At 63.7% G+C, this 25,560-nt stretch carries 26 protein-coding genes; 12 read left to right on the top strand and 14 right to left on the bottom strand.

Going from position 1 to position 25,560, the window contains the following annotated elements:
* Positions 1-99: 99 nt before the first annotated feature.
* Positions 100-1,095 (bottom strand): thiamine-phosphate kinase, encoded by a 996-nt coding sequence (thiL, locus tag ACFQU1_RS23340; protein WP_378137281.1) that lies wholly within the window; start codon positions 1,093-1,095, stop codon positions 100-102.
* Positions 1,096-1,302: 207 nt separating this feature from the next.
* Here thiL and ACFQU1_RS23335 point away from each other — a divergent pair, with 207 nt between their 5' ends.
* Entirely contained in the window at positions 1,303-1,539 is a 237-nt protein-coding gene (locus ACFQU1_RS23335) for a hypothetical protein (protein WP_378137279.1), read from the top strand.
* Positions 1,540-1,548: 9 nt separating this feature from the next.
* Positions 1,549-1,827, top strand: a complete 279-nt coding sequence (locus ACFQU1_RS23330; protein ID WP_378137277.1) for a hypothetical protein — start codon at positions 1,549-1,551, stop codon at positions 1,825-1,827.
* A 51-nt stretch (positions 1,828-1,878) separates the two neighbouring features.
* Here the strand turns inward: ACFQU1_RS23330 and parC are convergent, their stop codons facing one another.
* Together parC and recO are read right to left on the bottom strand one after the other, a co-directional pair.
* Complete coding sequence (parC, locus tag ACFQU1_RS23325) at positions 1,879-4,122, bottom strand: DNA topoisomerase IV subunit A (protein WP_378137275.1); 2,244 nt, start codon at positions 4,120-4,122, stop codon at positions 1,879-1,881.
* Between the two features lie 134 nt (positions 4,123-4,256).
* A complete protein-coding gene (recO, locus tag ACFQU1_RS23320) occupies positions 4,257-4,997 on the bottom strand; it encodes a DNA repair protein RecO (RefSeq protein WP_378137273.1) in 741 nt (246 codons plus the stop codon).
* An 83-nt stretch (positions 4,998-5,080) separates the two neighbouring features.
* Here recO and ACFQU1_RS23315 point away from each other — a divergent pair, with 83 nt between their 5' ends.
* Positions 5,081-5,923: a lytic transglycosylase domain-containing protein gene (locus ACFQU1_RS23315; RefSeq protein ID WP_378137271.1), complete on the top strand. Its 843-nt coding sequence runs from the start codon at positions 5,081-5,083 to the stop codon at positions 5,921-5,923.
* Positions 5,924-5,974: 51 nt separating this feature from the next.
* Here the strand turns inward: ACFQU1_RS23315 and ACFQU1_RS23310 are convergent, their stop codons facing one another.
* The 5 genes from ACFQU1_RS23310 to ACFQU1_RS23290 all read right to left on the bottom strand — a co-directional run bounded on the left by ACFQU1_RS23310 (position 5,975) and on the right by ACFQU1_RS23290 (position 11,215).
* On the bottom strand, positions 5,975-6,475 hold the full coding sequence (locus ACFQU1_RS23310) for a hypothetical protein (RefSeq protein ID WP_378137269.1): 501 nt from the start codon (positions 6,473-6,475) through the stop codon (positions 5,975-5,977).
* 61 nt (positions 6,476-6,536) lie between these two features.
* Positions 6,537-7,253, bottom strand: coding sequence for an amino acid ABC transporter ATP-binding protein (locus ACFQU1_RS23305; protein ID WP_378138331.1), 717 nt, complete (start codon positions 7,251-7,253; stop codon positions 6,537-6,539).
* An 82-nt stretch (positions 7,254-7,335) separates the two neighbouring features.
* Positions 7,336-8,484 carry an amino acid ABC transporter permease gene (locus ACFQU1_RS23300; RefSeq protein WP_378137267.1) on the bottom strand — a complete coding sequence of 383 codons (1,149 nt, stop codon included), beginning with the start codon at positions 8,482-8,484 and terminating at the stop codon, positions 7,336-7,338.
* Positions 8,485-8,492: 8 nt separating this feature from the next.
* Entirely contained in the window at positions 8,493-9,683 is a 1,191-nt protein-coding gene (locus tag ACFQU1_RS23295; protein WP_378137265.1) for an amino acid ABC transporter permease, read from the bottom strand.
* A 503-nt stretch (positions 9,684-10,186) separates the two neighbouring features.
* Positions 10,187-11,215 (bottom strand): amino acid ABC transporter substrate-binding protein, encoded by a 1,029-nt coding sequence (locus tag ACFQU1_RS23290; protein ID WP_378137263.1) that lies wholly within the window; start codon positions 11,213-11,215, stop codon positions 10,187-10,189.
* A gap of 281 nt (positions 11,216-11,496) precedes the next feature.
* Here ACFQU1_RS23290 and metC point away from each other — a divergent pair, with 281 nt between their 5' ends.
* Positions 11,497-12,696 (top strand): cystathionine beta-lyase, encoded by a 1,200-nt coding sequence (gene metC / locus ACFQU1_RS23285; protein ID WP_378137261.1) that lies wholly within the window; start codon positions 11,497-11,499, stop codon positions 12,694-12,696.
* 3 nt (positions 12,697-12,699) lie between these two features.
* Here metC and ACFQU1_RS23280 read toward each other — a convergent pair whose 3' ends face one another.
* The 3 genes from ACFQU1_RS23280 to ACFQU1_RS23270 all read right to left on the bottom strand — a co-directional run bounded on the left by ACFQU1_RS23280 (position 12,700) and on the right by ACFQU1_RS23270 (position 15,584).
* Positions 12,700-13,041: a lipid-A-disaccharide synthase N-terminal domain-containing protein gene (locus ACFQU1_RS23280; protein ID WP_378137258.1), complete on the bottom strand. Its 342-nt coding sequence runs from the start codon at positions 13,039-13,041 to the stop codon at positions 12,700-12,702.
* Entirely contained in the window at positions 13,041-13,808 is a 768-nt protein-coding gene (locus tag ACFQU1_RS23275) for a glycosyltransferase family 2 protein (RefSeq protein ID WP_378137256.1), read from the bottom strand. The genes ACFQU1_RS23280 and ACFQU1_RS23275 overlap by 1 nt, the downstream gene beginning before the upstream one ends.
* 66 nt (positions 13,809-13,874) lie before the next feature.
* Entirely contained in the window at positions 13,875-15,584 is a 1,710-nt protein-coding gene (locus tag ACFQU1_RS23270) for an ArnT family glycosyltransferase (protein WP_378137254.1), read from the bottom strand.
* A gap of 295 nt (positions 15,585-15,879) precedes the next feature.
* On the opposite strand from ACFQU1_RS23270, the gene ACFQU1_RS23265 reads away from it, so the two are divergent.
* From ACFQU1_RS23265 to ACFQU1_RS23255, 3 genes are all read left to right on the top strand, one after another.
* Positions 15,880-16,047, top strand: coding sequence for a hypothetical protein (locus ACFQU1_RS23265; protein WP_378137252.1), 168 nt, complete (start codon positions 15,880-15,882; stop codon positions 16,045-16,047).
* A 270-nt stretch (positions 16,048-16,317) separates the two neighbouring features.
* Entirely contained in the window at positions 16,318-17,049 is a 732-nt protein-coding gene (locus ACFQU1_RS23260) for an outer membrane protein (protein WP_378137250.1), read from the top strand.
* Between the two features lie 345 nt (positions 17,050-17,394).
* Complete coding sequence (locus ACFQU1_RS23255) at positions 17,395-17,766, top strand: hypothetical protein (protein ID WP_378137248.1); 372 nt, start codon at positions 17,395-17,397, stop codon at positions 17,764-17,766.
* Between the two features lie 274 nt (positions 17,767-18,040).
* Here ACFQU1_RS23255 and ACFQU1_RS23250 read toward each other — a convergent pair whose 3' ends face one another.
* The 3 genes from ACFQU1_RS23250 to dgoD (ACFQU1_RS23240) are packed head-to-tail and all read right to left on the bottom strand — an operon-like array spanning position 18,041 to position 21,184.
* Positions 18,041-18,838, bottom strand: coding sequence for an SDR family NAD(P)-dependent oxidoreductase (locus ACFQU1_RS23250; RefSeq protein WP_378137246.1), 798 nt, complete (start codon positions 18,836-18,838; stop codon positions 18,041-18,043).
* A 30-nt stretch (positions 18,839-18,868) separates the two neighbouring features.
* Positions 18,869-20,008, bottom strand: a complete 1,140-nt coding sequence (dgoD, locus tag ACFQU1_RS23245) for a galactonate dehydratase (RefSeq protein ID WP_378137244.1) — start codon at positions 20,006-20,008, stop codon at positions 18,869-18,871.
* Between the two features lie 6 nt (positions 20,009-20,014).
* A complete protein-coding gene (gene dgoD / locus ACFQU1_RS23240; protein ID WP_378137242.1) occupies positions 20,015-21,184 on the bottom strand; it encodes a galactonate dehydratase in 1,170 nt (389 codons plus the stop codon).
* A gap of 607 nt (positions 21,185-21,791) precedes the next feature.
* On the opposite strand from dgoD (ACFQU1_RS23240), the gene ACFQU1_RS23235 reads away from it, so the two are divergent.
* The 5 genes from ACFQU1_RS23235 to ACFQU1_RS23215 all read left to right on the top strand — a co-directional run bounded on the left by ACFQU1_RS23235 (position 21,792) and on the right by ACFQU1_RS23215 (position 25,529).
* Positions 21,792-22,613 (top strand): transporter substrate-binding domain-containing protein, encoded by an 822-nt coding sequence (locus tag ACFQU1_RS23235; RefSeq protein ID WP_378137240.1) that lies wholly within the window; start codon positions 21,792-21,794, stop codon positions 22,611-22,613.
* A 94-nt stretch (positions 22,614-22,707) separates the two neighbouring features.
* On the top strand, positions 22,708-23,382 hold the full coding sequence (locus ACFQU1_RS23230) for an amino acid ABC transporter permease (protein WP_378137238.1): 675 nt from the start codon (positions 22,708-22,710) through the stop codon (positions 23,380-23,382).
* Complete coding sequence (locus tag ACFQU1_RS23225; RefSeq protein ID WP_378137236.1) at positions 23,379-24,056, top strand: amino acid ABC transporter permease; 678 nt, start codon at positions 23,379-23,381, stop codon at positions 24,054-24,056. The genes ACFQU1_RS23230 and ACFQU1_RS23225 overlap by 4 nt, the downstream gene beginning before the upstream one ends.
* Positions 24,053-24,799, top strand: a complete 747-nt coding sequence (locus ACFQU1_RS23220; RefSeq protein ID WP_378137234.1) for an amino acid ABC transporter ATP-binding protein — start codon at positions 24,053-24,055, stop codon at positions 24,797-24,799. Before ACFQU1_RS23225 ends, ACFQU1_RS23220 begins: the two co-directional genes overlap by 4 nt.
* 7 nt (positions 24,800-24,806) lie before the next feature.
* Complete coding sequence (locus ACFQU1_RS23215) at positions 24,807-25,529, top strand: GntR family transcriptional regulator (protein ID WP_378137232.1); 723 nt, start codon at positions 24,807-24,809, stop codon at positions 25,527-25,529.
* Positions 25,530-25,560 lie beyond the last annotated feature (31 nt).

Here is a 25,560-nt window from a genome sequence, read left to right as displayed (position 1 = left end):
CTTTCGCCTCGAACGGACTCCCCCAGCCCAGGCTGCGACAGTGCATCAAAATTGCAGGCACAAAGCAAACGCCACGTGCAGCAGGCGGGGGAAATCGCCTCAAAAATGGCTATAAGATCGTTTGGCGAAGGACAGTGGCGCGCCGTGATAGGTGAATTCGGCGCAGCCCGTGCCGTCGACCACCCGGCCGATGACCGCCAGTGGCACGCCAACGGCCTGCGCGGCCGTCGTCAGCGCCTCGATCTGCTGCGGCCCGACGCTGCACAGGATTTCGTAATCGTCGCCGCCGGTGAGCGCTGCCTCCAACAGCCCCGGGTCCGCCGCGATCGCCTGGCGAGCGGCCGATGACAGGGGCACTGCATCGAGCGTGACGCCGCCGGAAACGCCTGAGACCCGCAACATTTTTTCGAGGTCGCCCACGAGCCCATCGGAGACATCCATCGCCGCATGGGCGTGGTCGCGTAGCGCCACCGCCAGCGCGTTGCGGGGCTGCGGCAGCCGATAGCGGTCTAGCAGATGGCCGCGCTCGGCATCACCGAGCCCGGCGATCCACGGTGCAGCAGGCGTGGTGCGCAACAGGAGGCCGAGGGCAGCATCGCCGATCGAGCCTGTCACAGCGATCACGTCGCCCGGCCGCGCGCCCGTGCGCGGCACCATCCGGCCCCTCGGCACCGCCCCGAGAGCAGTGATCGAGATCAATAACGGGCCCGGCGTCCTGACCGTGTCTCCGCCGAGGAGCGGACAGGAATAGGCGCGCGCATCTTCGCCGAGGCCGGCGGCAAAGGCTTCGAGCCAGGCCGGCGACCAAGGTGTCGCCAAGGCGAGCGTCAGCAGAAACCCCATCGGCTGCGCGCCCTTGGCCGCAAGATCCGAGAGATTGACCCGGAGCGCCTTGCGCGCAATCGCGTCCGGCGGATCTTCGGCGAAAAAATGGACGCCGGCGACGAGCGCGTCCGCCGTCATCACGAGATCTGCGTCGGCCGGGGCCGCCAGCGAGGCGGCATCGTCCCGCAGCCCAAGCCCGCCCTCGCCGGCAAGGGGCGCGAAATAGCGCGCGATGAGATCGTCTTCCGAGATGGGCTCGCCCGGCACCATAGCTCCGCTCGCTCAGGGGAGGCTGCCCTCCCCCCTTCTGTAATGGCACATTCGCTGCTCCCGCGCACGCTGACCGTGAAGAGCACGTGTCGATAATGGTCTCATAATATAAGTGATAAACGCACAATAGTTTTTCCTCAATAATTCTTACGAATATTGACTCTCAAAGCCCCGTCTATAAAAAGTCTCGGCAACCCGGAGCATAACGTGAATATTCTGAATGAAACTGATCTAATATACACCGTCGGAGCCACAGGTGAAGACAGCCACCACATCGATGGCAACAATCTTCGGACGGTGCTTGGCGGCATTCTGCTCAATGCGGTATCGCCGCTCCTCAACTTCATCACCGTGCCGGTGTCGCGGCCAAACCAGCAGGTTGAGATCGACCGCTCAAGCACGTCGAGAATCGACCGCAATTTACTTCTTAACGATCGCTATTGAGAGGAAACCATGAAAGAGCTGGACGGATACCTTACCGGCATGGTGGTTGGTGGAGACGGCACGAGCTTCGGCAGGGGCCTTTGCATCGTCCTTCACACCATTGGCAAGTTCACCCTCCCCGGGCTTTTCCATGCGATCTCGCCCGTGAAAAGCCTCGCCAACAGCCTTAGCATGCAGAGAACTCTGTCCGTCGCGAGCGAAGAGAAATGCATCAAAGCCGGGAATTCGCCGCAAGACTGTCAAGTGACGCCAGCCGACCAACTCTATTGGATGAGCTATATGTGGTGAGCGGGTGCACGGCCTCGGCGGGTGATAGTATCGCCGGCTGACCGCGCCGGCTCAGCTGAAGCGATTGTTCTTCGGAAAACCCTTCGGCGGCAGGCGACCGGCCTCGGCGCGATTGCCGATCCAGTCTCTGAGATCGGTCTCGATCACCGTCCAGGTCCGGCCGGACGTATCCTTCCAGGTCAGGCCGTCGGCAAGGCCGAATACCTTGCCGTCGGCGAGCCCGCCATCGCGATATTTCTGCAGGCGCACGCCGCGGCCGCGGGTCATCTCCGGCACCTGCGCCAGCGGGAAGACGAGGAGCTTCCGGTTCTCGCCGATGACGGCGACATGCGTGCCCTCGGCCGGCACCACCAGTGCAAGCCGGCCATTCGCCTCCACGTTCAGCACCTGCTTACCCTTGCGGGTATTGCCGGCAACGTCGTCACTCTTCACGACGAAACCGCGTCCTTCGGCGGAGGCAAGGAGCAGCTTGGTATCGGGCTGGTAGGGCATCGCCGCTACGATATCGGCGCCGTCGTCGAGCTCGACCATGAGGCGGATCGGATCGCCATAGCCGCGCCCGCCGGGGAGCTTGGCCGCATCGAGGGTGAAGGCCTTGCCATTGGTGGAGAAGACCAGGATCTTGGCGGTCGTCTCGGTGGCGAGCGAAAGCTTCAGCCGGTCGTCGCCCTTGAACTGCAGCCCCGAGAGATCGGTGACCTGCCCCTTCAGCGCACGGATCCAGCCCTTCTCGGAGATGACCACGGTGATCGGCTCGCGCTCGACCATCGCCTCCGTCAGGTCGATGTCGCTCGCCGTCGGCGGCGCGGCAAAGGTCGTGCGCCGGCGGCCCAGCGGCGTCTCCGGCCCGAAGGTTTTCCGCACAGCGCGGATCTCTTGCGTAACGACCTTCCACTGTGCCGCTTCGGAGGCGAGCAGTGCTTCGAGCTCCGACTGCTCGCTCGTCAGTGAGTCGCGCTCGCGCTTCAGCTCCATCTCCTCCAGGCGACGCAGGCTGCGCAACCGGGTATTGAGGATGGCCTCGGCTTGGACTTCCGTCAGCTCGAAGGCGGCCATCAGTTCCTGCTTCGGCTCGTCCTCCTCGCGGATGATCTTGATGACCCGATCAAGGTCGAGATAGACGATGAGCAAGCCACCGAGGATTTCGAGGCGGCGAGCGATCTCGCCGAGGCGATGGCGCGAACGGCGCTGGAGGACCTCACGGCGATGGTCGAGCCATTCGCGCAGCACCTCGGTCAACCCGAGCACCTTCGGAATCTGGCCGCTCGTCAGCACATTCATATTGAGGGGAATGCGTGCCTCGAGCTCGGTGAGCCGGAAGAGCGATTCCATCAGCAGCGTGTCATCGACGCTGCGCGAACGCGGCTCGAAAACGACGCGCACGTCCTCGGCCGATTCGTCGCGTACGTCGGCAAGGAGGGGCAGCTTCCGCTCCTGCAGAAGCTCGGCGATCTTTTCGATGAGCCGCGCCTTGGCGACGCCGTAGGGGACCTCGGTCACCACCACGACCCAACCGCCGCGTCCCGTATCCTCCCGATGCCAGCGGGCCCTGACCCGGAAGGCGCCGCGCCCGGTGCGGTAAGCCTCGGCAATCGTATCCCGGTCGTCGACGATGATGCCGCCCGTCGGCAGATCCGGCCCCTGCACGAAGGTGAGCAACTGGTCAGACGGTGTTTTGGGATGGGCGATCAGATAGAGCGCCGCATCGCAGAGCTCGGCAGCATTATGCGGCGGAATCGACGTCGCCATGCCGACCGCGATCCCCTGCGAGCCATTGGCCAGCAGATTGGGAAAGGCCGCCGGTAGCACGATCGGCTCGCGGTTCGCCTCGTCATAAGTCTCCCGAAAATCGACGGCATCCTCGTCGATATCCTGCAGGAGAAGACGCGCGACCTCCGTCAGCCGCGCCTCGGTGTAGCGCATGGCCGCGGCGTTATCGCCGTCGATATTGCCGAAATTGCCTTGCCCCTCGATCAGGGGATAGCGCTGCGCGAAATCCTGCGCCAGCCGCACCAAAGCGTCATAAATCGCTTGGTCGCCGTGGGGGTGGAACTGACCCATGACGTCGCCGACCACGCGTGCCGACTTCTTGAAAGCGGCGCCCGGATCGAGACGCAGCAGGCGCATGCCGTAGAGGATGCGCCGGTGCACCGGCTTCAGGCCGTCGCGCGCATCCGGCAGCGCCCGGTGCATGATCGTGGAGAGCGCATAGGCGAGGTAGCGCTCCTCGAGCGCCTCCTTCAGGCTGATGCTCTCGACGTCCCCGCCCTCCGGCGGATCGACTGGCTTTCCCATGATCCCGCTCCTCGATGAGAACAACTAGCGAACGCAAGTCAGGATCGCAAGCGCGACGAACCTTCTTCCCCAAAAAGGCTACGGGATGGCGGCAAGCGACGCATCGAGGCCAAGCCGGCCTGGCCGCTACCATCTCAATCCGCACTTTCGCTCGCCTGCCTAACATGCGCGACGAGCAGATCCCGCGCGTCGGGCCAAGGAAGGCCCCGCGGCTCGAAGATATGCCGGCGCAGGAAAAAGCCCGTAAGCGCGAAACCAGCGTCGACCTCGGCCGGCGACGGCTCCGTTTCGAGCCTCGCGCTCGTGAGGAAGGAGGGCAGCGCGAGAAGCTTCGCGCGATACGGCGCACCCGCCTCGGCCGAGACCGCGCGGCCCGATTTGGGCGAGACATAGGCGAGTTCGGCTGTGCGTCCCGTGGCGGCACAGGCCGTGAGATCGAGCCCGAAACCGAGTTCGGCGAGCATGGCGAGCTCGAACCGCACGAGGAGCGCCGGCGCAATCGAGGCGTTGTCGAGATGCTCGACGAGCACCGTAAAGGCGTCGAAGAGCGCGGAATGAGGATCGCGCTCCGGCAGGAGGCGCAGGAGGGCGGTAGCTGCCCCCAGGCCATAGAGGGCGACCGGCGCCGCGAGAAAGCGGGAAGTATTGAGGCTCGTCGCCTCGACGGAAAAGGTGCCGAGATGTTCCTCGATGCGCGCGCGCCAGACCACTTCGACGTGGTTGCCCGCCTGCAACACCGCCTGTTGGCGTGGAGAACGGCCGCCACGCACCAGGCCAAGATGCCGGCCGTGGGCGCGCGTCATCAGCTCGAGGATCACACTGCCCTCGCCATGACGCCTGGCGCCCATCACGATACCGTCGTCTTGCCACTGCATGTTCGATCGAAGGTAGTTGCGTAAATTCGAAAGCGCGGCCTAACATCCCGCACCCTATTTGAAAATCTCGGCGGGAGCTTGCCATGTCCTGGGCTGAACGGCCTCTGGTTACGTTCCGATCCGTTTTCGTCGCTCTGACCCTCCTCACCACATCGGCTACAGCGCCCGCTCTGGCGGCCTCCTGTGGCGGCGGATTCGAGAACTGGCTTGCCGAGTTTCGGCAGGAGGCTGTGAGCCAGGGGATCTCGCCGCGCGCCCTCGCCGCGCTCAACGGCCTCACCTATGACGCGGCGGTCGTGGCGAAGGACCGGCGCCAGGGACATTTCCGGCTGAGCTTCGAGGAATTTTCCCGCCGGATGGTGCCGAAATATCGCATCCAGAAGGGCACCACCCTCATGCGTCGCCACGCGGCCCTCCTGGCGCGCATCGAGCAGCGTTTCGGCGTGCCGCCGTCGGTGATCGTCGCGATCTGGGGGCTGGAAACAGACTTTGGCAGCAATATGGGCAAGATGCCTGCCATTCGTTCCATCGCCTCGCTCGCTTACGATTGCCGGCGCTCGGCCATGTTCCGCGCCCAGCTCCTCGACGCGCTGCGGGTGGTCGACCGGGGCGATCTGGCGCCGGGCGAAATGCGGGGCGCCTGGGCCGGCGAAATGGGCCAGACGCAGTTCATGGCATCGTCCTACTACCGATTCGCCATCGATTTCGACGGTGACGGCCGGCGCGATCTCATCCGCAGCGTTCCCGACGTGCTGGCCTCCACCGCCAATTACCTCAAGGGCTACGGCTGGCAGCCCGGCGGCTCCTGGGAGCCGGGATCGGCGAATGCCGAGGTTCTGCGGGACTGGAACAAGGCACAAGTCTATTCCCGTACGATCGGCTATTTCGCCTCGCAGTTGGAAAAAAGCCGCGCAGCGTCGAATTAGGACCGGTCGCCGGATGCGCAGCGTCGCGGCACCGCCTAATCGTCGATTATCCTAGCTCGCCGGCAGTTCGGGCCGGCGACGCAGGGCCGCGATCAGGATGGCGAGCGTGACGATCGCCTCAGCCAGGAACCAAGGCCCGGCGAGCCGGTCGAAGCCGACGGCGCCCAGTTGCGTGTTGACGAGCCCGATGAGCCCGGCACCGCAGGGACAGCGCCCGTCGAAGGTGGCAAACAGGCTGACCCGGCTCGCCCAGAGCACCTGCAGCACCATGACCAGGCAAAGGCCGATGATCAGCGGCCGATGCCGCTCTTCATGCTCGGCCTGCGCCAGGGCGATCCAGCCAACGATATAAAAGGGTGCGGACAGGAAGGCGCCGATGGGCAGCGCCTCGGTCCAGCATTGCGAACAGCCGGTGATGAAAACCGAGAGAAGCGCGATGCCAGCGCCGATCAGCAGCGCGACGCTCGCCACATAGAGCCCGCGCCGCCCGAGCACGAAGGAGACGGCGAAGGCGAGCGCGATCGCGAAAATGGCGATGAGGAGAAAACGCATCGGACTGCTCCGGCTCCCAGCCCGGCGATTCGGAAGCCGCCGGATGAAGTCAGAGCCTTCCTTAATGCAGGATCTGGCTCAAGAACAGCTTCGTGCGCTCGTGCTGCGGATTGGCGAAGAATTCCGCCGGCGTGTTCATCTCCACGATCTGGCCGGCATCCATGAAAATGACCCGGTTCGCCACCTGGCGCGCAAAACCCATCTCGTGCGTGACGACCAGCATGGTCATGCCTTCTTCGGCGAGGCTGACCATGGTGTCGAGCACCTCCTTGACCATCTCGGGATCGAGCGCGGAGGTCGGCTCGTCGAACAGCATGATTTTCGGGTTCATGCACAAGGCGCGGGCGATCGCGACGCGCTGCTGCTGCCCGCCGGAGAGCTGGCCCGGATATTTATTGGCCTGTTCAGGGATTTTGACGCGGGTGAGATAGTGCATCGCTACCTCTTCCGCCTCCCTCTTCGGCATCTTGCGCACCCAGATCGGCGCCAGTGTGCAGTTCTCGAGGATGGTGAGATGCGGAAAGAGATTGAAGTGCTGGAAGACCATGCCGACCTCGCGCCGCACCTCGTCGATGCGCTTGAGATCGTTCGTCAACTCCACGCCATCCACGACGATCGAGCCCTGCTGATGCTCTTCCAGCCGGTTGATGCAGCGGATCATCGTGGACTTGCCCGAGCCCGACGGGCCGCAAACCACGATGCGCTCGCCGCGCGTCACCTTGAGATTGATGTCGCGCAGCACGTGAAACTCGCCGAACCACTTATGCACCCCGACCATCTCCACGGCCACGGAGCCGGTGTGCGGCGTCGGCTTGGGATTGGCGGACTTCAGCTGAGCAGATTGCGTGGCCATGATCGGTTTACCTCTTGTGCCCGGTCTCGAACCGCCGTTCGATCCCGCGGGAATATAGGGCCATTCCGTAGCAGAAAACGAAATAGAACACCGCTGCAAAGGCATAGCCGGAAAAGCGGGTGGTGGGCGTGGTCCAGGTCGGATCAGTGAGCGTCGCCTCCACCGTCCGCAGGAGATCGAAGAGGCCGACGATTGAAACGAGCGTCGTGTCCTTGAACAGCGCGATGAAGACATTGACGATGCCGGGAATGACGATGCGTAGCGCCTGCGGCAGGATGATGAGCCGCATCATCGTCCAATAGCCGAGCCCGACGGCCATCGCGCCTTCATATTGTCCCTTGGGGATGGCCTGCAGGCCGCCGCGGATCACCTCGGCCATATAGGCGGAAGCGAAAAGGGCGACGCCGACCAGAGGGCGCAGCAGCCTGTCCGGGGTCATGTTCCCCGGCAGGAAGAGCGGCAGCATCGTATTGGCCATGAAGAGCACGGTGATCAGCGGAACGCCGCGCACGACCTCGATGAAGATGACGCTGGCAAGCCTGATCGTCGGCAGCTTGGAGCGCCGCCCGAGCGCCAGGAGGATCCCGAAGGGCAAGGAGAAGACGATGCCGACGATCGAGACGATGATCGTGACCAGAATGCCGCCCCAGAGCGAGGTGTCGACCGTCTGCAGGCCGATCGCCTCCCAACCGCTGAGAAGGACGAAGGAAACGATCGGATAAACGATGAAGAAATAGACGGCGCCGAGGCCGCGGCGCGGCGCATCGAGCCAGAGCATCCAACCGACGCCGATCGCCGTCAGGATGAAGTAGATGTCGACCCGCCAACGCTGGTCATAGGTGTAGGAGCCATAAACGAAATAGCTGAATTTCGCGGCGACATAGGCCCAGCAGGCGCCCGCCTCCTGCCCCGCCGGGACGAGACAGGCCTCGCGGTCGTTGCCAGTCCAGACCGCGTCGATGAGCGCGAATTTGATGAGCGGCGGAAAGATCAGATAGACGAGATACAGGGCAAGCAGCGTCAAGGCCACATTCAGCGGCGACGACAGGAGATTGCCCCGGATCCAGGCGAACGGCCCGCGCGCCAGCATGGGCGGCGGCATCTGCTCCACCTGCGTCTGCTGGAGATAGGGGCCTTCGGACAACAGCGTCGACATGGCGCGCCTCACCTTTCGACGATCGCCATGCGGCGATTGTAGATGTTCATGAAGAAGGAGGTGACGAGGCTGATCGCCAAATAAACTGCCATCGTAATGGCGATGACTTCGACCGCTTGGCCGGTCTGGTTGAGAACCGTGCCCATGAAGACCTGCACGAGGTCGGGGTAGCCGATGGCGACAGCCAGCGACGAATTCTTGGTGAGATTGAGATACTGATTGGTCAGCGGCGGGATGATCACCCGCATGGCCTGCGGCAGAACGACGAGGCGCAAGGTCGCACTGTTGTGAAGGCCGAGCGCATGGGCGGCCTCCGTCTGCCCGCGCGAAACCGCGAGAATGCCGGCCCGGACGATCTCGGCGATGAAGGCGGCGGTATAGGTGGTGAGCCCGACGAGGAGCGCCACGAATTCGGGGAAGACCTGAATACCGCCGGCGAGATTGAAGCCGCGCAGCGCAGGATAGTTGAAGGTGAGCGGCTCACCGAGAAGGAAAAATACGACGAGCGGCAGGCCGACGATCAGCGCGAGCCCGACCCAGCCCACGGGATATTGGCGCCCGGTCGCCATCTGCTGCCGTCGCGCCCAGCGGCGGAAGAAGAAGGCGCCGACGGTGCCGATCGCCAGGCTGATCCATACCCAGCCGAAAGTCGCCCCGACCAGCGGTTCCGGTATGTAGAGGCCGCGGTTGTTCAGATAGACGCCGGCGCCGAAATCGAGTGACTGCCGGGGCCCGGGCAGAGGCTTCAGAACCGCGTTGTACCAGATGAAGAGCTGCAGCAGCAGCGGCACATTGCGGATCGCCTCGACATAAATCGATGCGAGGCGCGAAATCACCCAATTGCGGGAGAGCCGGGCGATGCCGATCGCAAAGCCGAGAAAGGTGGCGAACACCACGCCCAGGGCGGCGACGAGCAGGGTGTTGAGGAGCCCGACCAGAAAGGCCTCGGCATAGGTCGAGCCCGAGGACGAGTATGGCACGAGCTTTTGATTGACGTCGAACCCCGCCGCCTGATCGAGAAAGCCGAAACCAGACGCGATATTGGCGGCCCGCAGGTTCTCGATGGCATTGGCCGCGGCGCCGTAGATCAGAAAGGCGAGCACCGCCACCAGAACGACCTGGTAAAAAATGCCCCTGATCTGCGGGTCGTTCACGAGGGACCCGCGTTTGGGCGTTGAAGCTTCAGATGCGCTCGACACCGTCCCTCCCCGACGCGGTCGCAAAACCCGTCAAAAACCAAGCTGAAATGAAAGCTAAGAATAGTGGACGCATGTTTCGGTCAGGATGATCTGACATCGATCGCAAGACCCTCACCACGATGTCCCTTGCCACTGTACCAGCCCGACTCGATGGCGGACTAAGCAAGAAGCCGGCCAATTGCCGCAGGCTGTTTCAGAACCCTGCCTGCGGGGAAATTGGCCCCGCAGCACTCGCCAGACCGAAGAACCGGATCATAACATACTGAGTTGCGTCCGCAATTTACGCCACTCGACGTGACTATCAGCAAAAAGACGGCAATCCGGCGAGGCATTGCACGCCGGTTCGCAGGCAATTCGCACGAACCACACGAGTTTGTTCAACGTCGGCGCGAGGGGGCGGCGCTGCAGCCGCCAATTCGCCGCTTAGAACCGGATCGAACCGGCGGACGCCTAGGCGCCCGCCGGGTGCCGCTAGGGCACGATCGTTTCGCCTCCGCCGAAGTTCAGCGGATCGGCGGCGCATACATGATGCCGCCCTTCGTCCAAAGGGCATTCAAGCCCCGCTTGATCTTCAGCGGGGTCTTCTCACCAAGGTTACGCTCGAACACATCACCATAATTGCCGACCTTCTTGATGATGCGGTAGGCCCAATCCTTGGTCAGGCCGATGCTCTCGCCGAAATTGCCCTCGGTGCCGAGGAGACGCTTGATCTCCGGATTGGTCGAGGTCATCTGCTCATCGACATTCGCCTGGGAGACGCCGAGGTCTTCGGCATTGATCATGGCAAAGAGCGTCCACTGGACGAGATCGAACCATTGGTCGTCACCGTGGCGGACACTGCCGGCGAAAGGCTCCTTGGAGATGATCTCAGGCAGCACGATGTGATCATCCGGATTGACGAGCCGCAGACGCTCCGCATAGAGCGCCGAAGCGTCCGTCGTGAAGGCGTCGCAGCGACCGGAGTCATAGGCCTTGACCGTCTCGGCCGCCGACCCGAAGGCCACGACCTCGTATTTGATGTTATGAGACCGGAAGAAGTCGGCGAGGTTGAGTTCCGTCGTCGTGCCCTGCTGCACGCAGACCGAAGCACCGTTGAGCTCGAGGGCGGAATTCACGCCGAGCGACTTGCGCACCAGAAAGCCCTGGCCGTCGTAATAGTTGACCCCGGTGAAGCTCAGGCCGAGCGACGTGTCGCGCGACATCGTCCAGGTCGTATTGCGCATGAGCACGTCGATCTCGCCCGACTGCAGGGCAGTGAAGCGGTCTTTCGCCGTCAGCGGCACGAACTTGATCTTGGTCGGGTCATCGAAGATGGCCGCGGCGATGGCGCGGCACATGTCGATGTCGAAGCCCGTCCATTCCCCTCTTTCGTTCGGCACACCGAATCCGGCAAGGCCCGGGTTGGAACCGCATTGCAACGCGCCCCTCTGCTTGACTTGGTCGAGAGTCGCCGCAGACGCCGGTGCCGCCATGGCGAAGCCGAACGCCGTCATGCCAAGCCCCAGGGCCAGCGACGTCAAATATCGTTTCATCAGTATTCTCCCACTCTGGTTTCGTCGGTCCGGAGGCACCCGGGCCGGTGCCGTTCGTCTCAGCCCCCGCGCCTTTGCCCTATGCATTCCGCTCGATACCGAAACCATAATGACCGCATCACATTCGAGAATGAGATGACGGTCAAGGGGCTGATGCCACCCACGAGTTGCGTCCCGTGCTCTGGGCCCGGCTTGACGGAGGGAATGCGAAGGGTCCACTGGAAAGCTCGCTTTCTATTCCCACACGCCGACAACTTAGCGGGCGATTGACGGAAATTCCCATGCGCAAGCTTACGACCGACGACATTGAGGGGCTCCGCGAGGGTACACGCCTCGTCGTCGCCGGGCGCCATCCGGATGAAGCCTACGGCTTTGTGAACACGCCAGTGTATCACGGATCGACCGTACTCAGTCCGACCTACGCCGACCTCAAGGGCCGGACTGGGCGCTACACCTATGGCCGCCGTGGCTCCCCGACGATGAGCGCCTTGGAAGAAGCCGTTGCCGCGATCGAGGGGGGCGCCGGGGTCGTGCTCTGTCCGTCCGGGCTCTCCGCGGTCGCCACGGCACTCCTCTCCTGCCTCAAGGCCGGCGACCACCTGCTCATGACCGACAGCACCTATGGTCCGACGCGCCATTTCTGCGACGGATTCCTTAAGCGCTTCGGTGTTGAGACGACCTATTACGACCCGACCATCGGTGCCGGTATCGAGGCCTTGCTCAAGCCGAACACGCGGGCGGTCTATACCGAATCACCGGGCTCGCAGAGCTTCGAGATTCAGGACATCCCGGCCATCGCCGCCGTGGCTCATGCCCGCGACGCAGTCGTCCTCACCGATAACACCTGGGCGACGCCGCTTTTTTATCCGGCGCACGAGCGCGGCGCGGATCTTTCCATCCAGGCTGCGACGAAATATCTCGGCGGCCATTCGGACGTCATGTTCGGCACCGTCTCGGCGAATACGCGGACCCTGCCGGCGCTGAAGGCCACTTGGGGCGATCTCGGCACGGGGGTGGCGCCGGACGACGTGTTCCTGGTGCTGCGGGGACTGCGGACCATGCGCGTCCGGTTGGAGGCGCATCAGCAGTCGGCGCTCGCCCTCGCCCGCTGGCTCGCGGAGCAGCCGCAGGTGCAGCGGGTGCTTCATCCCGCTCTCGAGAGCCACCCCGGCCACGATATCTTTCGTCGCGACTACCGCGGCTCCACGGGCCTGTTCTCGATCATCCTGCAACCGGCGCCGGAAGAGGCGGTCGCCGCGCTCCTCGATGGCCTGGCGCTTTTCGGAATGGGCTATTCCTGGGGTGGCTTCGAGAGCCTCGCCATCCCCTTCGACTGCGCGTCCTATCGCACGGCCACGCGCTGGAACCCCGGCGGTCCGGCGATCCGCCTGCACATCGGGCTCGAAGATGTTGAAGATCTCAAGGCGGATCTCGCCGCCGGACTCGCGCGCTTCAGTGCCGCGCGCGCCGGCGCGGCTTGATCGTCACGAGGAGAGCTTGGCCGTTTGCGCCTGCCGCCTGTCGCGGGCGATCAGCATCAGATTTCGTACATAGATGAAGATGCTGAGCGCCTGGCCGAAAATGATGACCGGCTCGCGCCGATGCAGTCCATAGGCGAGCGTGATGAGCCCGCCGCCGATCGAGAAAAACCAGAAGGCGAGCGGAATGACGCTGCGCCCCTGGCGCTCGCTGACCAGCCACTGCACGAGGAAACGCGCCCCGAAAAGCGTCTGGCCGAAAAGGCCGAGCAGCAGCCAGAGGTCGAACTTCTCGATGAAGACCTCGTAGAGATATCCGCCAACATTCTGCGACAAGGCGATCAGCATTACACGGCCTCCTCGACCGTCGGCACGCGCTTGCGCCGCACAATGAGCCAGCGCACTCCTATCAGATCGACGATCCCGACCCAGAGCCGGTCGAAGAAGCCGTAGTTGGACACGCCCGCCCTGCGCGGCCGGTCGATCACGTCCACCAGAAGCACCTCATAGCCGTCACGCCTCACGAGCGCCGGCATGAAGCGATGCAGCGCATCGAAATAGGGCAAGGCGAGATAGACGTCACGGCGGAAGAGCTTGAGCCCGCAGCCGGTATCGCGCGTGCCGTCGCGCAGCACACGCCTGCGCACCGCATTGGCGATGCGCGACTGAAGCTTCTTGAAGCCGCTCGCCTTGCGCCCCACCCGCTGGCCCTGCACCATCCCGGCACGCCCGCCCGCCTGCTCGAAGGCGGCAAGCATGGCGGGGATAAAGCCGGGATCGTTCTGCCCGTCACCGTCGAGCGTCACGACGATGGCCGCACGCGCCGCCGCTACGCCCGTACGCACGGCCGCGCTCTGGCCACAGCTCGCAGCGTGGCGCAGCCGCCGCAGATGCGCCCGCGCCTCAGCCAGCCGCGCCAGCTCCTGAGCAGTCCCGTCGGTCGAACCATCGTCGACATAGATGATTTCGAACGGCCCGAGCAACGCGCAGGCCGCCTCGATCTCGGTAACGAGCGGGGCAATGTTACCGGCTTCGTTGCGGACCGGCACGACCACGCTGAGCCGCAGTCCTGCAGGATCGGCGGGAAAGGAAGCATCGCTCATGGGGTCGGGCATTCAAAGTCCTTGTTGCGCGCCCAGCTGCTCGCCGACGAAGAACGCATCGACGAATCAAAGGACCGCTCAGGGCTGGCGCAGAGCATAGACGTCGACGTCAAGGCGGTGGCCCCCGTTGATGTTGAATCCTGGCACCCGCGTGATGAGGGAGGGTGCGAGCCCGCGGGCAGCGACCTCGGCCTGGAAGGCGGGAGCCTCCTGCGCCTCGATGAGCGCCACGCGACAGCCCCCTTGGCTCAGGAAGTCTGCGGCATTTTTTCCGTCCGTCATGAACAGATCGGTGCCCACGAGAAAGACGAGGCTAGGCTCGCGATATCCGGCAGTGACCACCGCCGGATCGGAGCAGCCGACCGATTTGACCGCCTCGGCGAGCCGCGGCGATAGCTTCAGCGACCGCAGGAGCGGTTGAGCCAAACCGAAGACGCCGAACGACAGCACCAGCGAAGCGCCGAGCACCACCACCGCGCTGGACAGAACCTGCCCGCGAAGGAACAGGTACCAAGCCAGACCGGCCACGGCGACGGCAATCGCGAAGGCGGGCAGCGCCGCATAGGGTAGCGCGCCGTCGTAGATTAGACCGAAGGCCGAAAGCCCGACCGCCAGCGCAAGCGGGATGAAGGGTATGAGCACTGTGGCGGGCTTGGCAGCCGGGCGATGTGGCCCCACGGCTCCTGCAAAGAGGGCACGCGCCGTGAGCAGCGCGATCGCCGGATAAAGCGGCAGCACGTAGTGCGGCAGCTTGGTCGGCACTGCCTCGAAGATGAGCCAGGACGGGATAATCCAGGCGAGGCAGAAGGCCACCCAAGGCTCTCGCCGGAACTTCCAGACGAAGGGCACTGCGATAGCCGTGAGAATGGCGGCCGGCCAGAAGGTGCCGAAGAAGGCGATCAGGTAGAAGCCCGGTGGCGCGCCATGCTTCTCCTGGCCGCTCGTCACCTTGCCGAGCATGTCCTGGCCGACAGCCTCGGAGAAGAAGGTCCCGCCCGTCTTGATCCAGATGGCGATGAACCAGGGCGCGACGAGAAGAAGGACGAGAGCGAGCCCCCAGCCGGGCCGCAGCGCGGCGAGCCACCGACCCGAGCGCTCGCGTACCGACAAGACCAGCGCGGCGAGGCCGGCGATCATTGGCGCTATGGGGCCTTTGACGAGGATGGCAACCGCCATAGCCAGCCAGAACACCAGGGCGGTACCCGGCGACAGTTTTTGGTCGCGGCGTAGATAGGCCAGCGCCAGGCCGGCCATCACGGCGACCGAACAAGCCGTGAGCACGGCATCGGTCTTGGCGAAGCGCGCTTCCACACCCAACAGAATCGAGGTCGCCATGAAGGCGCCGGCAAGGAACGCTTCCCGTCGCGCAAGGCCGAGGCAAAGCCCCGCCCAATAGGTCAGGAGGACGGTTGCGAGCGCTCCGACGAGCGAGGGGATCCTGTAGAGCGCGACGGTGGTGCGCGCCTCGGGCACGCCGAGCGCCTCGGCAGCCGAGACAACCGCCGCCTGCATCCAGTAGATGCCGACCGGCTTCTTGTGCCGTCCCTCGTCCTGGAACCGGATGTCGATGAAGTCACCGCTTTCGAGCATCTGCTTCGTGGCCTGCGCGAAGCGTGGCTCATCGCGATCGATAGGCTGCAGGGAGACGAAACCGGGCAAAAAGGCCGCGATGGAGAGGAGCAGCAGCACGGCGACGGCGGCCGCATGGCGCGCCGTCGCGAAAGCCACGAGGCGCTCGCTCCATCCCGTCTCCCTGGCGGGTGCGGATGCGGTTCCAATGACGGCCATGCGATTCCCTGCACTCAGATCAGCCAGATCGCCGCCTCGGCCGGCTCTGCTCGAGCCGCCGAACTGCGAGACGAGGCCATCGCGCAAGGGCGTGTCTTATCCATGGCAGACGGCGGGCGCAATGACAGGGCGATGCGGTGCGCGCCTTAGCCACGGAAGTTGGTGCACAAGCGCATGCCTGGCCGTTGCCATCGGTAGGCCTTGCCGGGGGCACGACCTTGGCCGACATCTCGCCCCGGTCTACACAGATCCTTACGGTCGAACCGTCTCGATCTTCTCGGAAAGGAAAACTGCGATGAAACCTCTAGTTCTCGTGTCTCTCGCCCTGGCGATCGCGGCACTCGGCGGCTGCAACCAGAAGCGGCCCCGCGGCGTCCTGGAGGACACCGTGGCGGTACCCCCTCCCCCCTCGCTCCAGCAAGCTCCGGCTCAGCCCAGCCGATCAGGCGACGCGCGGCGCTGAATTCAGAAGCGGAAGCAATCGAGCCGTAGCGGGAGCACTCCTCGCGCTGATACCAACAAGCTTTATGAAAAAAGAAGAAGTCACGATAAGCTTAACTTGTGGACCTCCTCCAATAAAACTTAAGTTGATGCGACGTGCGAATAGCTATTCTGAACAAGCACAAAAGACACATTGTGTGTGAAAGCTGAGTAATCGGCTTGCACCCCCTCCCAAACGCTGCGATTCGCTGTTAACTTCTCATCAACCTTTTGGCCATTGGAGGAAGTCCACATGAATAGGTACTTGTCATCCTGCGTCGCGATTGCCGCTCTTATCGCGGGCAGCGGGGCGGCTTTCGCGGCAGATCTGCCGAGCCGCACCGTGGTTCCCGTGGCGCCGGTCATCGTGCCGATCTTCACGTGGACCGGTTTCTATGCGGGCTTGAATGCCGGCTATGGCTGGAACACCACTGACAGCGACTATTACGATCCTCAGACGGGCGTGCTGTACAAGGAGGACTCGGACGGGGGCTTCGTCGGCGGTGGCCAGCTCGGTTACAATTACGAATTCGGGCAGTTTGTCGGAGGCGTCGAGGTCGATCTCCAATATGCCGATCTGAGTTCCTCCGACCGAGACGAATACGGCCTCCCCCCCGATTACGCTCGTCAACAGAATGGCGTGGAGTGGTTCGGAACCCTGCGTGCCCGCCTCGGCTTCGCCTTCGATCGCGCCTTGATCTACGCAACGGGCGGCTTCGCTTTCGGCGGCGGAGGTGAGGACGACAATTATTACGGCGGCTACTACTATGACGACGGCCAGGATACTGCGACCGGCTGGACGGTCGGCGGCGGCCTCGAATATGCGTTCACCGACAGCTTGAGCGCCAAGATCGAAGGTCTCTACGTCAACCTCGGCGGTGACGACAAGGAACTGGGCGCCGGCTTCTATCCCTACGAAAAGCGGAAGGACAACGAGTTCGCCGTCGTCCGCGCCGGAATCAACTATAAATTCTCCGGATTCTGATCGGCCGGACGCCCTAACGAAGCCGGCGGAGTTTATCCGCCGGCTTGTAACGACCAAACAGCGGACCGTCGCATCGCTGCATTCGCTTCTCTTCTGCTTGTCGTGCGTCCAGGTAACAAATGGCCCTTATGTGAGATAGGTATCATCAGCAGCGGTGGGTTCAGACCGCTGCTGCCCCACTCTTGAGCCGGCAGCACGCGGCCGAAGGAGCGGTTCCGGACATGTCACATGTCTCGGAAGTGGTATCATACTTTAGTGCAGTAGACTGCAGGTTGCAGTTCTTGCCAAATTGTCGGTCTCGGGGGATGCCGGGACTCGCGTGTAGTATGAGATCGGGGGAATCTCATGTATGATGTTCTCGAAAAATCAAGAATTCCTATCAGACCGGCGTTGGAAGTCTATCTGCCGCCAGAAGATCGCACGGTCAGGATTTGCAACGTCAATGACGCGATCGATTGCATCTGTAGGATTTTACGTTACGAGACGGATACCTGTTGGACAGTTATCCTGAAGGGGCTTTACACGACACGAACATTCGAGTCGGCTGAAAATATCCGCGGCGAACTTCGCCGTGAGTTTCTCCTGAGGGGAATGACACTTCCGGAGGACGCCAGTTCCGCCCGTCCCTTTCGGCAAAGGGCTCAGATGTGGCTGTCCAGCATGATCGATGGCTCGTCTCAACTCGAGATCGAGCTCTCGAAGCCGGCGCGTGCCTGAGCCCTGACGATAATCTTCCGCTGCGAATAGAGCTTCTTGGGCGAGATCTACGGACGACAAACCGCGCGATCCAGCCCGCGCGATATCGAACGTCCCATAGCTCGCCTCGGCCTTTTGGGGGAAAGGCTCGGGGACGAGGCAAGCGGATGATCGAAACTCCGGGTTTCGATCATCCGCCCTCATTGCCAGATCAATGCGATGAAAGGTCATGCGCGCGCTGGACAGCAATGAGCTCGGCCCAACCCTGGCGGGCAAACTGCACGCGGTAGCACGCTCAGTTCATCGCCACGCCGGCATCGACATTGATGGTCTGGCCGGTGATATATCCGGCCTTGTCCGAGAGCAGAAACGAGACTACTCCGGCTACGTCGGCTTCCGATTGGGAGCGATTGAGGAGATTGGCCGTGGCGCGGCGGCGCATAGCCTCGCCTGGCGCCCAGCCCTCACGCTCACCCCAGACCTGATCGATGTATTGCCACATGTCGGTGGCGATCATGCCCGGACAGACGGCATTGACGCGGACATGCGGTGCGAAGCTCTGCGCAAGCGTCTGCGCGAGGCTGATGACCGCCGCCTTGCTCGCGCGGTAATGCGGAATGAGCGGTGCCACCGGTCCCGCTCCATAGCGCCCGGCAACGGAGGCGATAAAGATCACGCGCCCCTCGGTTTGCTGGCTCAGCATCTGCCGTCCGGCGGCCTGGGCGGTGAAGAAGGCCCCCTTTGTATTCACCGCGAAAATCGGGTCCCAGTCGCTCTCCTCGATCTCGAGGACGTGCTTCACCTGAATGACGCCGGCGTTGCAGATCGCGCCGTAAAGCTTCGCGAAGCGCGCCACCGCCGCCGCGACAGCGGCTTCGCAACTCGCTTTGGCGGTGACGTCGCAAGACACGGCCAGGGCGTTCCTGCCGGCGGCGATGATCTCATCGGCCGTTCGCTCCGCCGTGCTCCCGTCGATATCGGCAACGACAACCGGATAGCCGGCTGCTGCGACCTCCATGGCGATCGCCCGGCCGATGCCGCGGCCAGCCCCGGTGACCAATACTGCGCCGGCATCACTCTGGTTTCCGCCCATGATGTCTTCCCCGTTCGCTTCACGATCGAATCACCAGTCGGCGATGGTGCCGTCCGCGCGGAATGATTCCGGGATCCAGGTCCCATGATTGTTGGCGCGGGCGAAATCCTCGTCGACCGTCAGCCCGAGCCCGGGGCCGGGCGGCAGACCAACGGCACCATCGGCCTCGACCGCCGGAACATGGGAGGCGAGCTTGCGCATGAAGTCGTGATGCTCGTGGCGATGCTCCAGCATGGCGAAGGGCTGCGTCGTCGCGGCCAGATGCATGCTGGCGATGGACTGCACGGGACCGTTTGGATTATGCGGGGCGAAGGCTACGCCGTAGGTCTCGGCCAGTGCCGCGATCTTCAGCATCTCGGTAATGCCTCCCGCATTCGCGACGTCCGGCTGGATAATCGTCGCCCATTCGTTCTCGAGAATGTCGCGAAAGGCGAAGCGCGTGAACAGGCGCTCGCCCACGGCGATCGGAATCACAAATTTTTCCGCAACGCGCTGCAAGGCCTTCGGTGTTTCCGGAAGTACCGGTTCCTCGATCCATAGCGGTTTGGTATGACGCACCGCCGCCTCGACTTCCACCGCGAGCCCGGCGCTCAGCCGGCCGTGAAAGTCGAGTGCGAAGTCGGCCGTCTCGCCACATTCCTCGCGAACCGCTTCACAGCAGGCGACAATGCCCCTCAGGGTGGCTAGCCCCTCGACCGCGCCGACGGCGGGCAACGGATAAAATTTCACCACCTTGTAGCCCATGTCGAGCGCATGGCGCGCGCGACGGCGGAACTCCGCCGGGTCGGTGCTGAGCCCGATATTGGCGTAGAGTTGAATCCGCTTCCGGACGGCCCCGCCGGCGAGCTTGTAGACGGGCTCGCCGGCCACCTTGCCGCGAATGTCCCAGAGCGCGATGTCGACGCCGGAGAGCGCCGCCGTCTGGATCGGGCCGCCGCGCCAGAAAGCATGGCGGTACATGCGTTGCCAGCACCATTCGGTGTCCCGCGGGTCGGCGCCGACGACCAGCTTTTCGAGATCTGCAACCGCACCGACCAGGCTGTTCGGCTTGGTCGGCAGCGAACATTCACCCCACCCGAACAGACCCGGCTGGTCGGTATCGACCCGCACATAGACCCAGTCCGAAATCGGGCTGACTGTCGGGACGGCGGTGAGTTTGGTGATTTTCATCAGAGATTACCAATCGACGACCGTGCCATCCGCAAGGACGGCATGTTGGGTGTGGAGAACTTCCTGCTCGAAGGGATGGGCATCGGCGACGGCCTCGTCGACCTCGATGCCGAGGCCCGGCGCTTCTGGAATCTGCCAGGCGCCGTCGACCCGGCGGATCGGGGTGGAGACCACCTCGTCATACCAGGGCACCGCGCCGACCATCTCTTCCTGAATGACGACATTGGGCGTCGCAATGCCGAAATGCAGCGCGACGGTACCGGCAATCGGCCCGAGCGGGTTGTGCGGCGCGAGGCCTATTCCGGCCGCCTGCGCCATGCCGGCGATTTTGCGGCCTATAGTGAAACCGCCGACATGGCAGAGATCCGGCTGCGCGATATGGGCAGCCCGCCGGGCGATCAACTGATCGAATTCGTCGAGCTCCACGAGCCGCTCGCCCGTAGCGATCGTGATCGGCGATGCGGCGGTGACTGCCGCAAGCGAGGTGATGTCGCCGGGCGGAACGGGTTCTTCGACGAAGAGCAGCCGATAAGGTGCGAGCACTTCGATGAAGCGGCTGGCAGCGGCGGGCGATGCGCAGCGGCCGTGAAAATCGACCATCAGCTCGATGTCGTCGCCGACGGTCTCGCGCAAGCGGCGCATCAGCTCGTCGACCTTGCGCAGTGCGGGTGCCGCTGCCGTGTAGTGGGTATAAGGAATGAAGACGACCTTGAAGGCCTTGTAGCCCGCCTCCAAGAGCCGCATCGCGTTGTCTGCGAGCGCTTGCGGCTCGAAGGTCTCGTAAACGGCCTTCATATTGCCCATGCCGAGATGGGTATAGACGTCGAGCCGGTCCCGCACTTGGCCGCCGAGCAGGCGCCAGACCGGCAGATTCTGCGATTTGCCGAAGATGTCCCAGAGGGCATGCTCGATGCCCGATACCGCCGACATGCCGATGGCGCCGAGCCGCCAAAAGCTCTGTTTCTGCAGGACGCGCACGATCTGCTCGATGTCGCGGGGATCCCTGCCGAGAATCAGCGGCTTCAGATCCTCGACGGCACCGACGACAGCCCGCGTCTTCCACTCGAGCGTCGCCTCCCCCCAGCCGTAGAGACCCTCATCGGTCCAGACCTTCACGAAGACCCAGTTTCGCATCTGGGCATTGACGACCTTGGTCGTGATATCTGTGATTTTCATGGGTCCTTAGGCTCTCCTGAATGCGACGTCGCAGGCGATATCCGCGTCGCCCGGCAACCGCCCAGTCTCGATCGGCCGTGGGCAGAACGCCAGTCAAACGCGGGATCGCGCTGCTCACGAGCGGGCCAAACTGCCGCCGGGACAGTGGAGGATCGCCCCCTCATTTTCGCTTGCAATCGCCACCTGATTAATGCCTTGTAGGGTAGTATGCAAGTATACGACGTGGGACGGAAATGCCTCTTCTCGCCGTGAGCGTGAGCAAGCCGAAAGGGCCAGTGCTTACTCCAGCAGACTCGCGAGGAACGCCAATTCCTTCCTCACCCGATCCGCGGGCGATCACACCGAATCACCGGCGAGGCATTGCCGGCACGGCAATACAGGCGATCGGCCGCAACTTGGCTGCAGATGCCTGGGAGCCCAGGGCCGTGATCTCGCGGCGGGACCGCAAAATGGGGCGTCTGTGCAGATCGTGGGACTTGGCTGAATGCTGCCGGGGCTCCGGCCAGACCCTGGCGGCTCGGTTGGCTTTCGACGGTTGAGCGTCGGCGGCGGGAGTTGCGCCGACCGCAGACGCCAAGCTCATCTTCACTCGGGGAGAAAACGAACGATGGTCTCAAAACGCTCAATCATGCAGGCGCTCGGCGCACTGGTCGTTACGGCAAGCCTCGGCTGTCTCGCGGCGGCACCGGCGGCCGCGCAAGCCCCCAGCATTCTACAGGGCGTGCTCCAACGGGGCACCCTGCGGGTGGCGGTGCTCGGCAGCCTGCCGCCCTACAGCCGCGTGCTGCCGACCGGCGAAGCGGAAGGCTACGACATCGAGATCGCCAAGCGTCTGGCAGAGGCGCTGAAGGTCAAGCCGGAATTCGTCATCACCGATATTCCCGGCCGTGTGACGTCTCTGCAGACGCGCAAGGTGGACGTGACGATCGCCGACTTCACCCGCAATGTCGAACGTTCCACCACGGTGGCCTTCACCAACCCCTATCTCGTCACCAATATGCGGCTGATGGTGCGCACCGACAGTCCCTACAAGAGCATTGCAGAGGCGAATGAAGCCGGCATCAAGGTGGCCATTTCGCGCGGCGGCACCGCCGAGCAGGCGGTGCCCAAGAACATGCCGAAGGCCCAGGTCGTGCGCTTCAACAACCAGTCGGACGAGCTGAGCGCGCTGCTCACCGGCCAAGTCGACGCCATGGCCGAAGATGATTTCTACAACGGGCGCGCCATCAAGGATCACGAAGGCAAGCTGCGTCAGGTGGAAGGCACCCTCGCCCGTGCCGAAATCGCCATCGGGGCGCCCGCGGGCGATCCGGAATGGTTGCGTGTCCTCAATCTCTTTGTCGATCAGTTCAACGCGAGCGGCGACAACAAGAAGTTGTTCGTCCAGTGGTTCGGCTTCGAACAGCCGCCGATCCAAGTGAAATACTGAGCTGAACGACTGATCTGAAGACGATCGTCATTATCCGATCGAACGGTTCGCGGAGTGGCCTCGCCGCTCCGCCTCCTTCCTGCGGCATGGGCCGATGCAATACAGCTTTACGCTCCGCACCATCTATCCCTATCTCGATCAGCTCTGGGCCGCGGCTGGCACCACCTTGCTCATCTCGGTGCTGTCGATCCTGCTCAGCGTCGCGCTCGGCGCGGGCGTGGCGCTGCTGCGCCGCAGCGGTTTGCGCATCCTGCGCTTCCTCGGCGGTCTCTATGTGGAGGTGATGCGCAACACGCCGCTGCTCGTCATCCTCTACATCGTCTACTTCGCCCTCCCCGCCCTCAATATCCGCCTGTCGTCCTTCAATGCGGCTCTCATCGGGTTGACGCTGAACAGCGCGGGCTACATGGCGGAGATCATCCGCGCTGGTCTGGTCGCCGTAGCGCACGGACAATTCGAGGCCGCATCCACGCAAGGCTTCACGCGCGTGCAGACCTACCGCTACATCGTCATGCCGCAGGTATTCCGCACGATCTACGCGCCGCTCGGCAACCAATTCATCGCCGTGATCCTTGCCTCCTCCCTCGCCTCAGCGGTCGCGGTTGAGGATGTCACCGCCTGGATGCAGACGGTCGGCTCGAGCTCGTTCCGCTTCTTCGAGACCTTCGTCATCGCAGCCGCGGTTTATCTCGTGCTCTGCCAGATCGTGAATCTCGGCCGCATCGCCATCGGCCGCTGGATGTTCGGCCAAGGGGAGGCACGGCGATGAACGATCAGCTCGTCGCCTATCTGCCGCTTTTCGTGAAGGCGGCCGGCACGACCATCTGGCTCTCCTGGCTCGCCCTCGTCATCGGCGCGGCAGGCGGCGCCGTGATCGCACTGGCGCGCATGTCGACCTTCATGCCGCTGCGGGTCCTTGCGCTGCTCTTCACCGAGTTCTTCCGCTCGATCCCCATCCTGATCGTGCTGTTCTTCGCCTATTTCGGCGTGCCGGTGATCCTCGGCATCGATCTGTCGCCTTTCGCCGCGGCGACGCTGGCGCTCGCCCTCAACGCGGCTTCGGTAATGTCGGAGGTGATCCGCGCCGGGCTCGAGAGCGTCGGGCGCGGCCAGTGGGAAGCCGCGCGGTCCTCCGGCATGACCTATGGCCAGATTATGCGTCACGTGGTCGGCCCGCAGGCACTGCGCGTGATCCTGCCGCCTTCGGTCGGCGTCTATATCGCCGTTTTGAAGGAATCCTCGCTCGCGTCGATCATCGGCTATGTCGAACTGACGAAAACCGGCCTCCTCGTGCGCGAGACGACGGGCGGCGGCTTCGGACCGCTGCTCATCCTCGCGGCCGTCTATTTCATCATCAACTACGCGATTTCCCTGGTCGGCGCGGCGCTCGAGCACCGCTTCAATGTCGGCCAGCGTCCCAGAACCGCAGGAGCAGGATCATGAGCGCCCCCGTGCTGCAGTTCGACAATGTCATCAAACGCTTCGGCGACCGGACCATTCTGGATGGCATCTCCACCCGCGTCGCGACAGGCGAGATCGTCTGCTTCATCGGTCCGTCCGGAACGGGCAAGTCCACCCTGCTGCGCTGCGTGAATGGGCTCGAGGACATTCAGGGCGGCGAAATCCGCTTCGAAGACAAGGTGGTACGCGCGCGCCACCGCGACATCATCGACGTCCGCCGGCGCATCGGCATGATTTTTCAGCACTTCAATCTCTATCCGCATCTGACCGCGCTCGAAAATGTCATGCTGGCGCCCGTCGTCGTCCATCGCGAGACCCGCAAGACGGTTGAGGAGCGCGCCCGGGCGCTCTTCGAAAAGGTCAGGCTGTCGCACCGGATCAATGCCTATCCGTCGCAGCTTTCCGGCGGCGAACAGCAGCGGGTGGCGATCGCCCGCGCGCTGGCGGCCAACCCGCATATCCTTTTGTTCGACGAGCCGACCTCGGCGCTCGATCCGGAAACGGTCGGCGAAGTGCTCGCCGTCATGCGCAATCTCGCCGAGGAAGGCCGCACGATGCTCGTGGTCACCCACGAGATGCGCTTTGCCGCGGATGTCGGGACGCGCATGATTTTCATGGACGGCGGCAAGATCGTCGAGGAAGGCGATCCCCGCGAGATGCTCGCCGCCCCGAAGAGCGACCGCGCGCGGCGTTTTCTCAGCACGATCACCGGCAGACCGGTATGAACCGGCGATGACCATTGTTTCCGCCACAGCGCGCTGGAGCGTCGCCGAGGTCTATGTGGATATGCACCGCCGCATCCTGACGGGACAGTTGCGCCCGGGGACGGCCCTGTCCGAGATGCAGATCGCGAGCCATTACAGTCTCAGCCGCACCCCCATCCGCCAGGTGTTCCAGCGTCTCGCCGACGCCGGCTTCCTATCGGTCGTGCCGCAGGTCGGCACCTATGTCGCGCCGATCCAGATGGCCGCGATCCGCGATGCGCAGTTCATGCGAGAGACCCTCGAATGCCGCACGGTGCGCCAGGCCGCCGAAGCCCATGTCGCGGGCAAAAAACGCATTCTGAAGAACATCCTCAAGGATCAGGCGCAGACACTCGGCAAGCGCGACTCGCTCGCCTTCTTCGCCTGCGACGAGGCGCTCCACCACACATTGATGGAGATGGCCGGCCATCCGCATATCTGGGATCTGATCGTCTCGGCAAAGGCGCAGCTCGACCGCCTGCGCTACCTCTCGCTGGAAAGCCCGGACTGGCTCGAGATGATGTTCGCCCAGCACGAAGAGATCGTCGACCGGGTCATCGCCAGCGACCCAGACGGTGCGGCCCATGTGATGGAGGCGCATTTGCGCACCACCTTCGCGGCGATCGACCGGATCGCCGCAGAACATGCCCGCTTCTTCGAAGACGAGCAGCGCCCGCGCGCTCCGAGGCCGCCGGCCGGGCGCAGGCGGTGAGCAAGGCAAACCATTCTGATTAGGGATTGAA

This window comes from Chelatococcus sp. GCM10030263 (assembly GCF_042666455.1).
Classification (GTDB): Bacteria; Pseudomonadota; Alphaproteobacteria; order Rhizobiales; family Beijerinckiaceae; genus Chelatococcus.
Note: the sequence above shows the minus strand (reverse complement) of the source record. Positions and strands in the feature narration are given on the sequence as shown.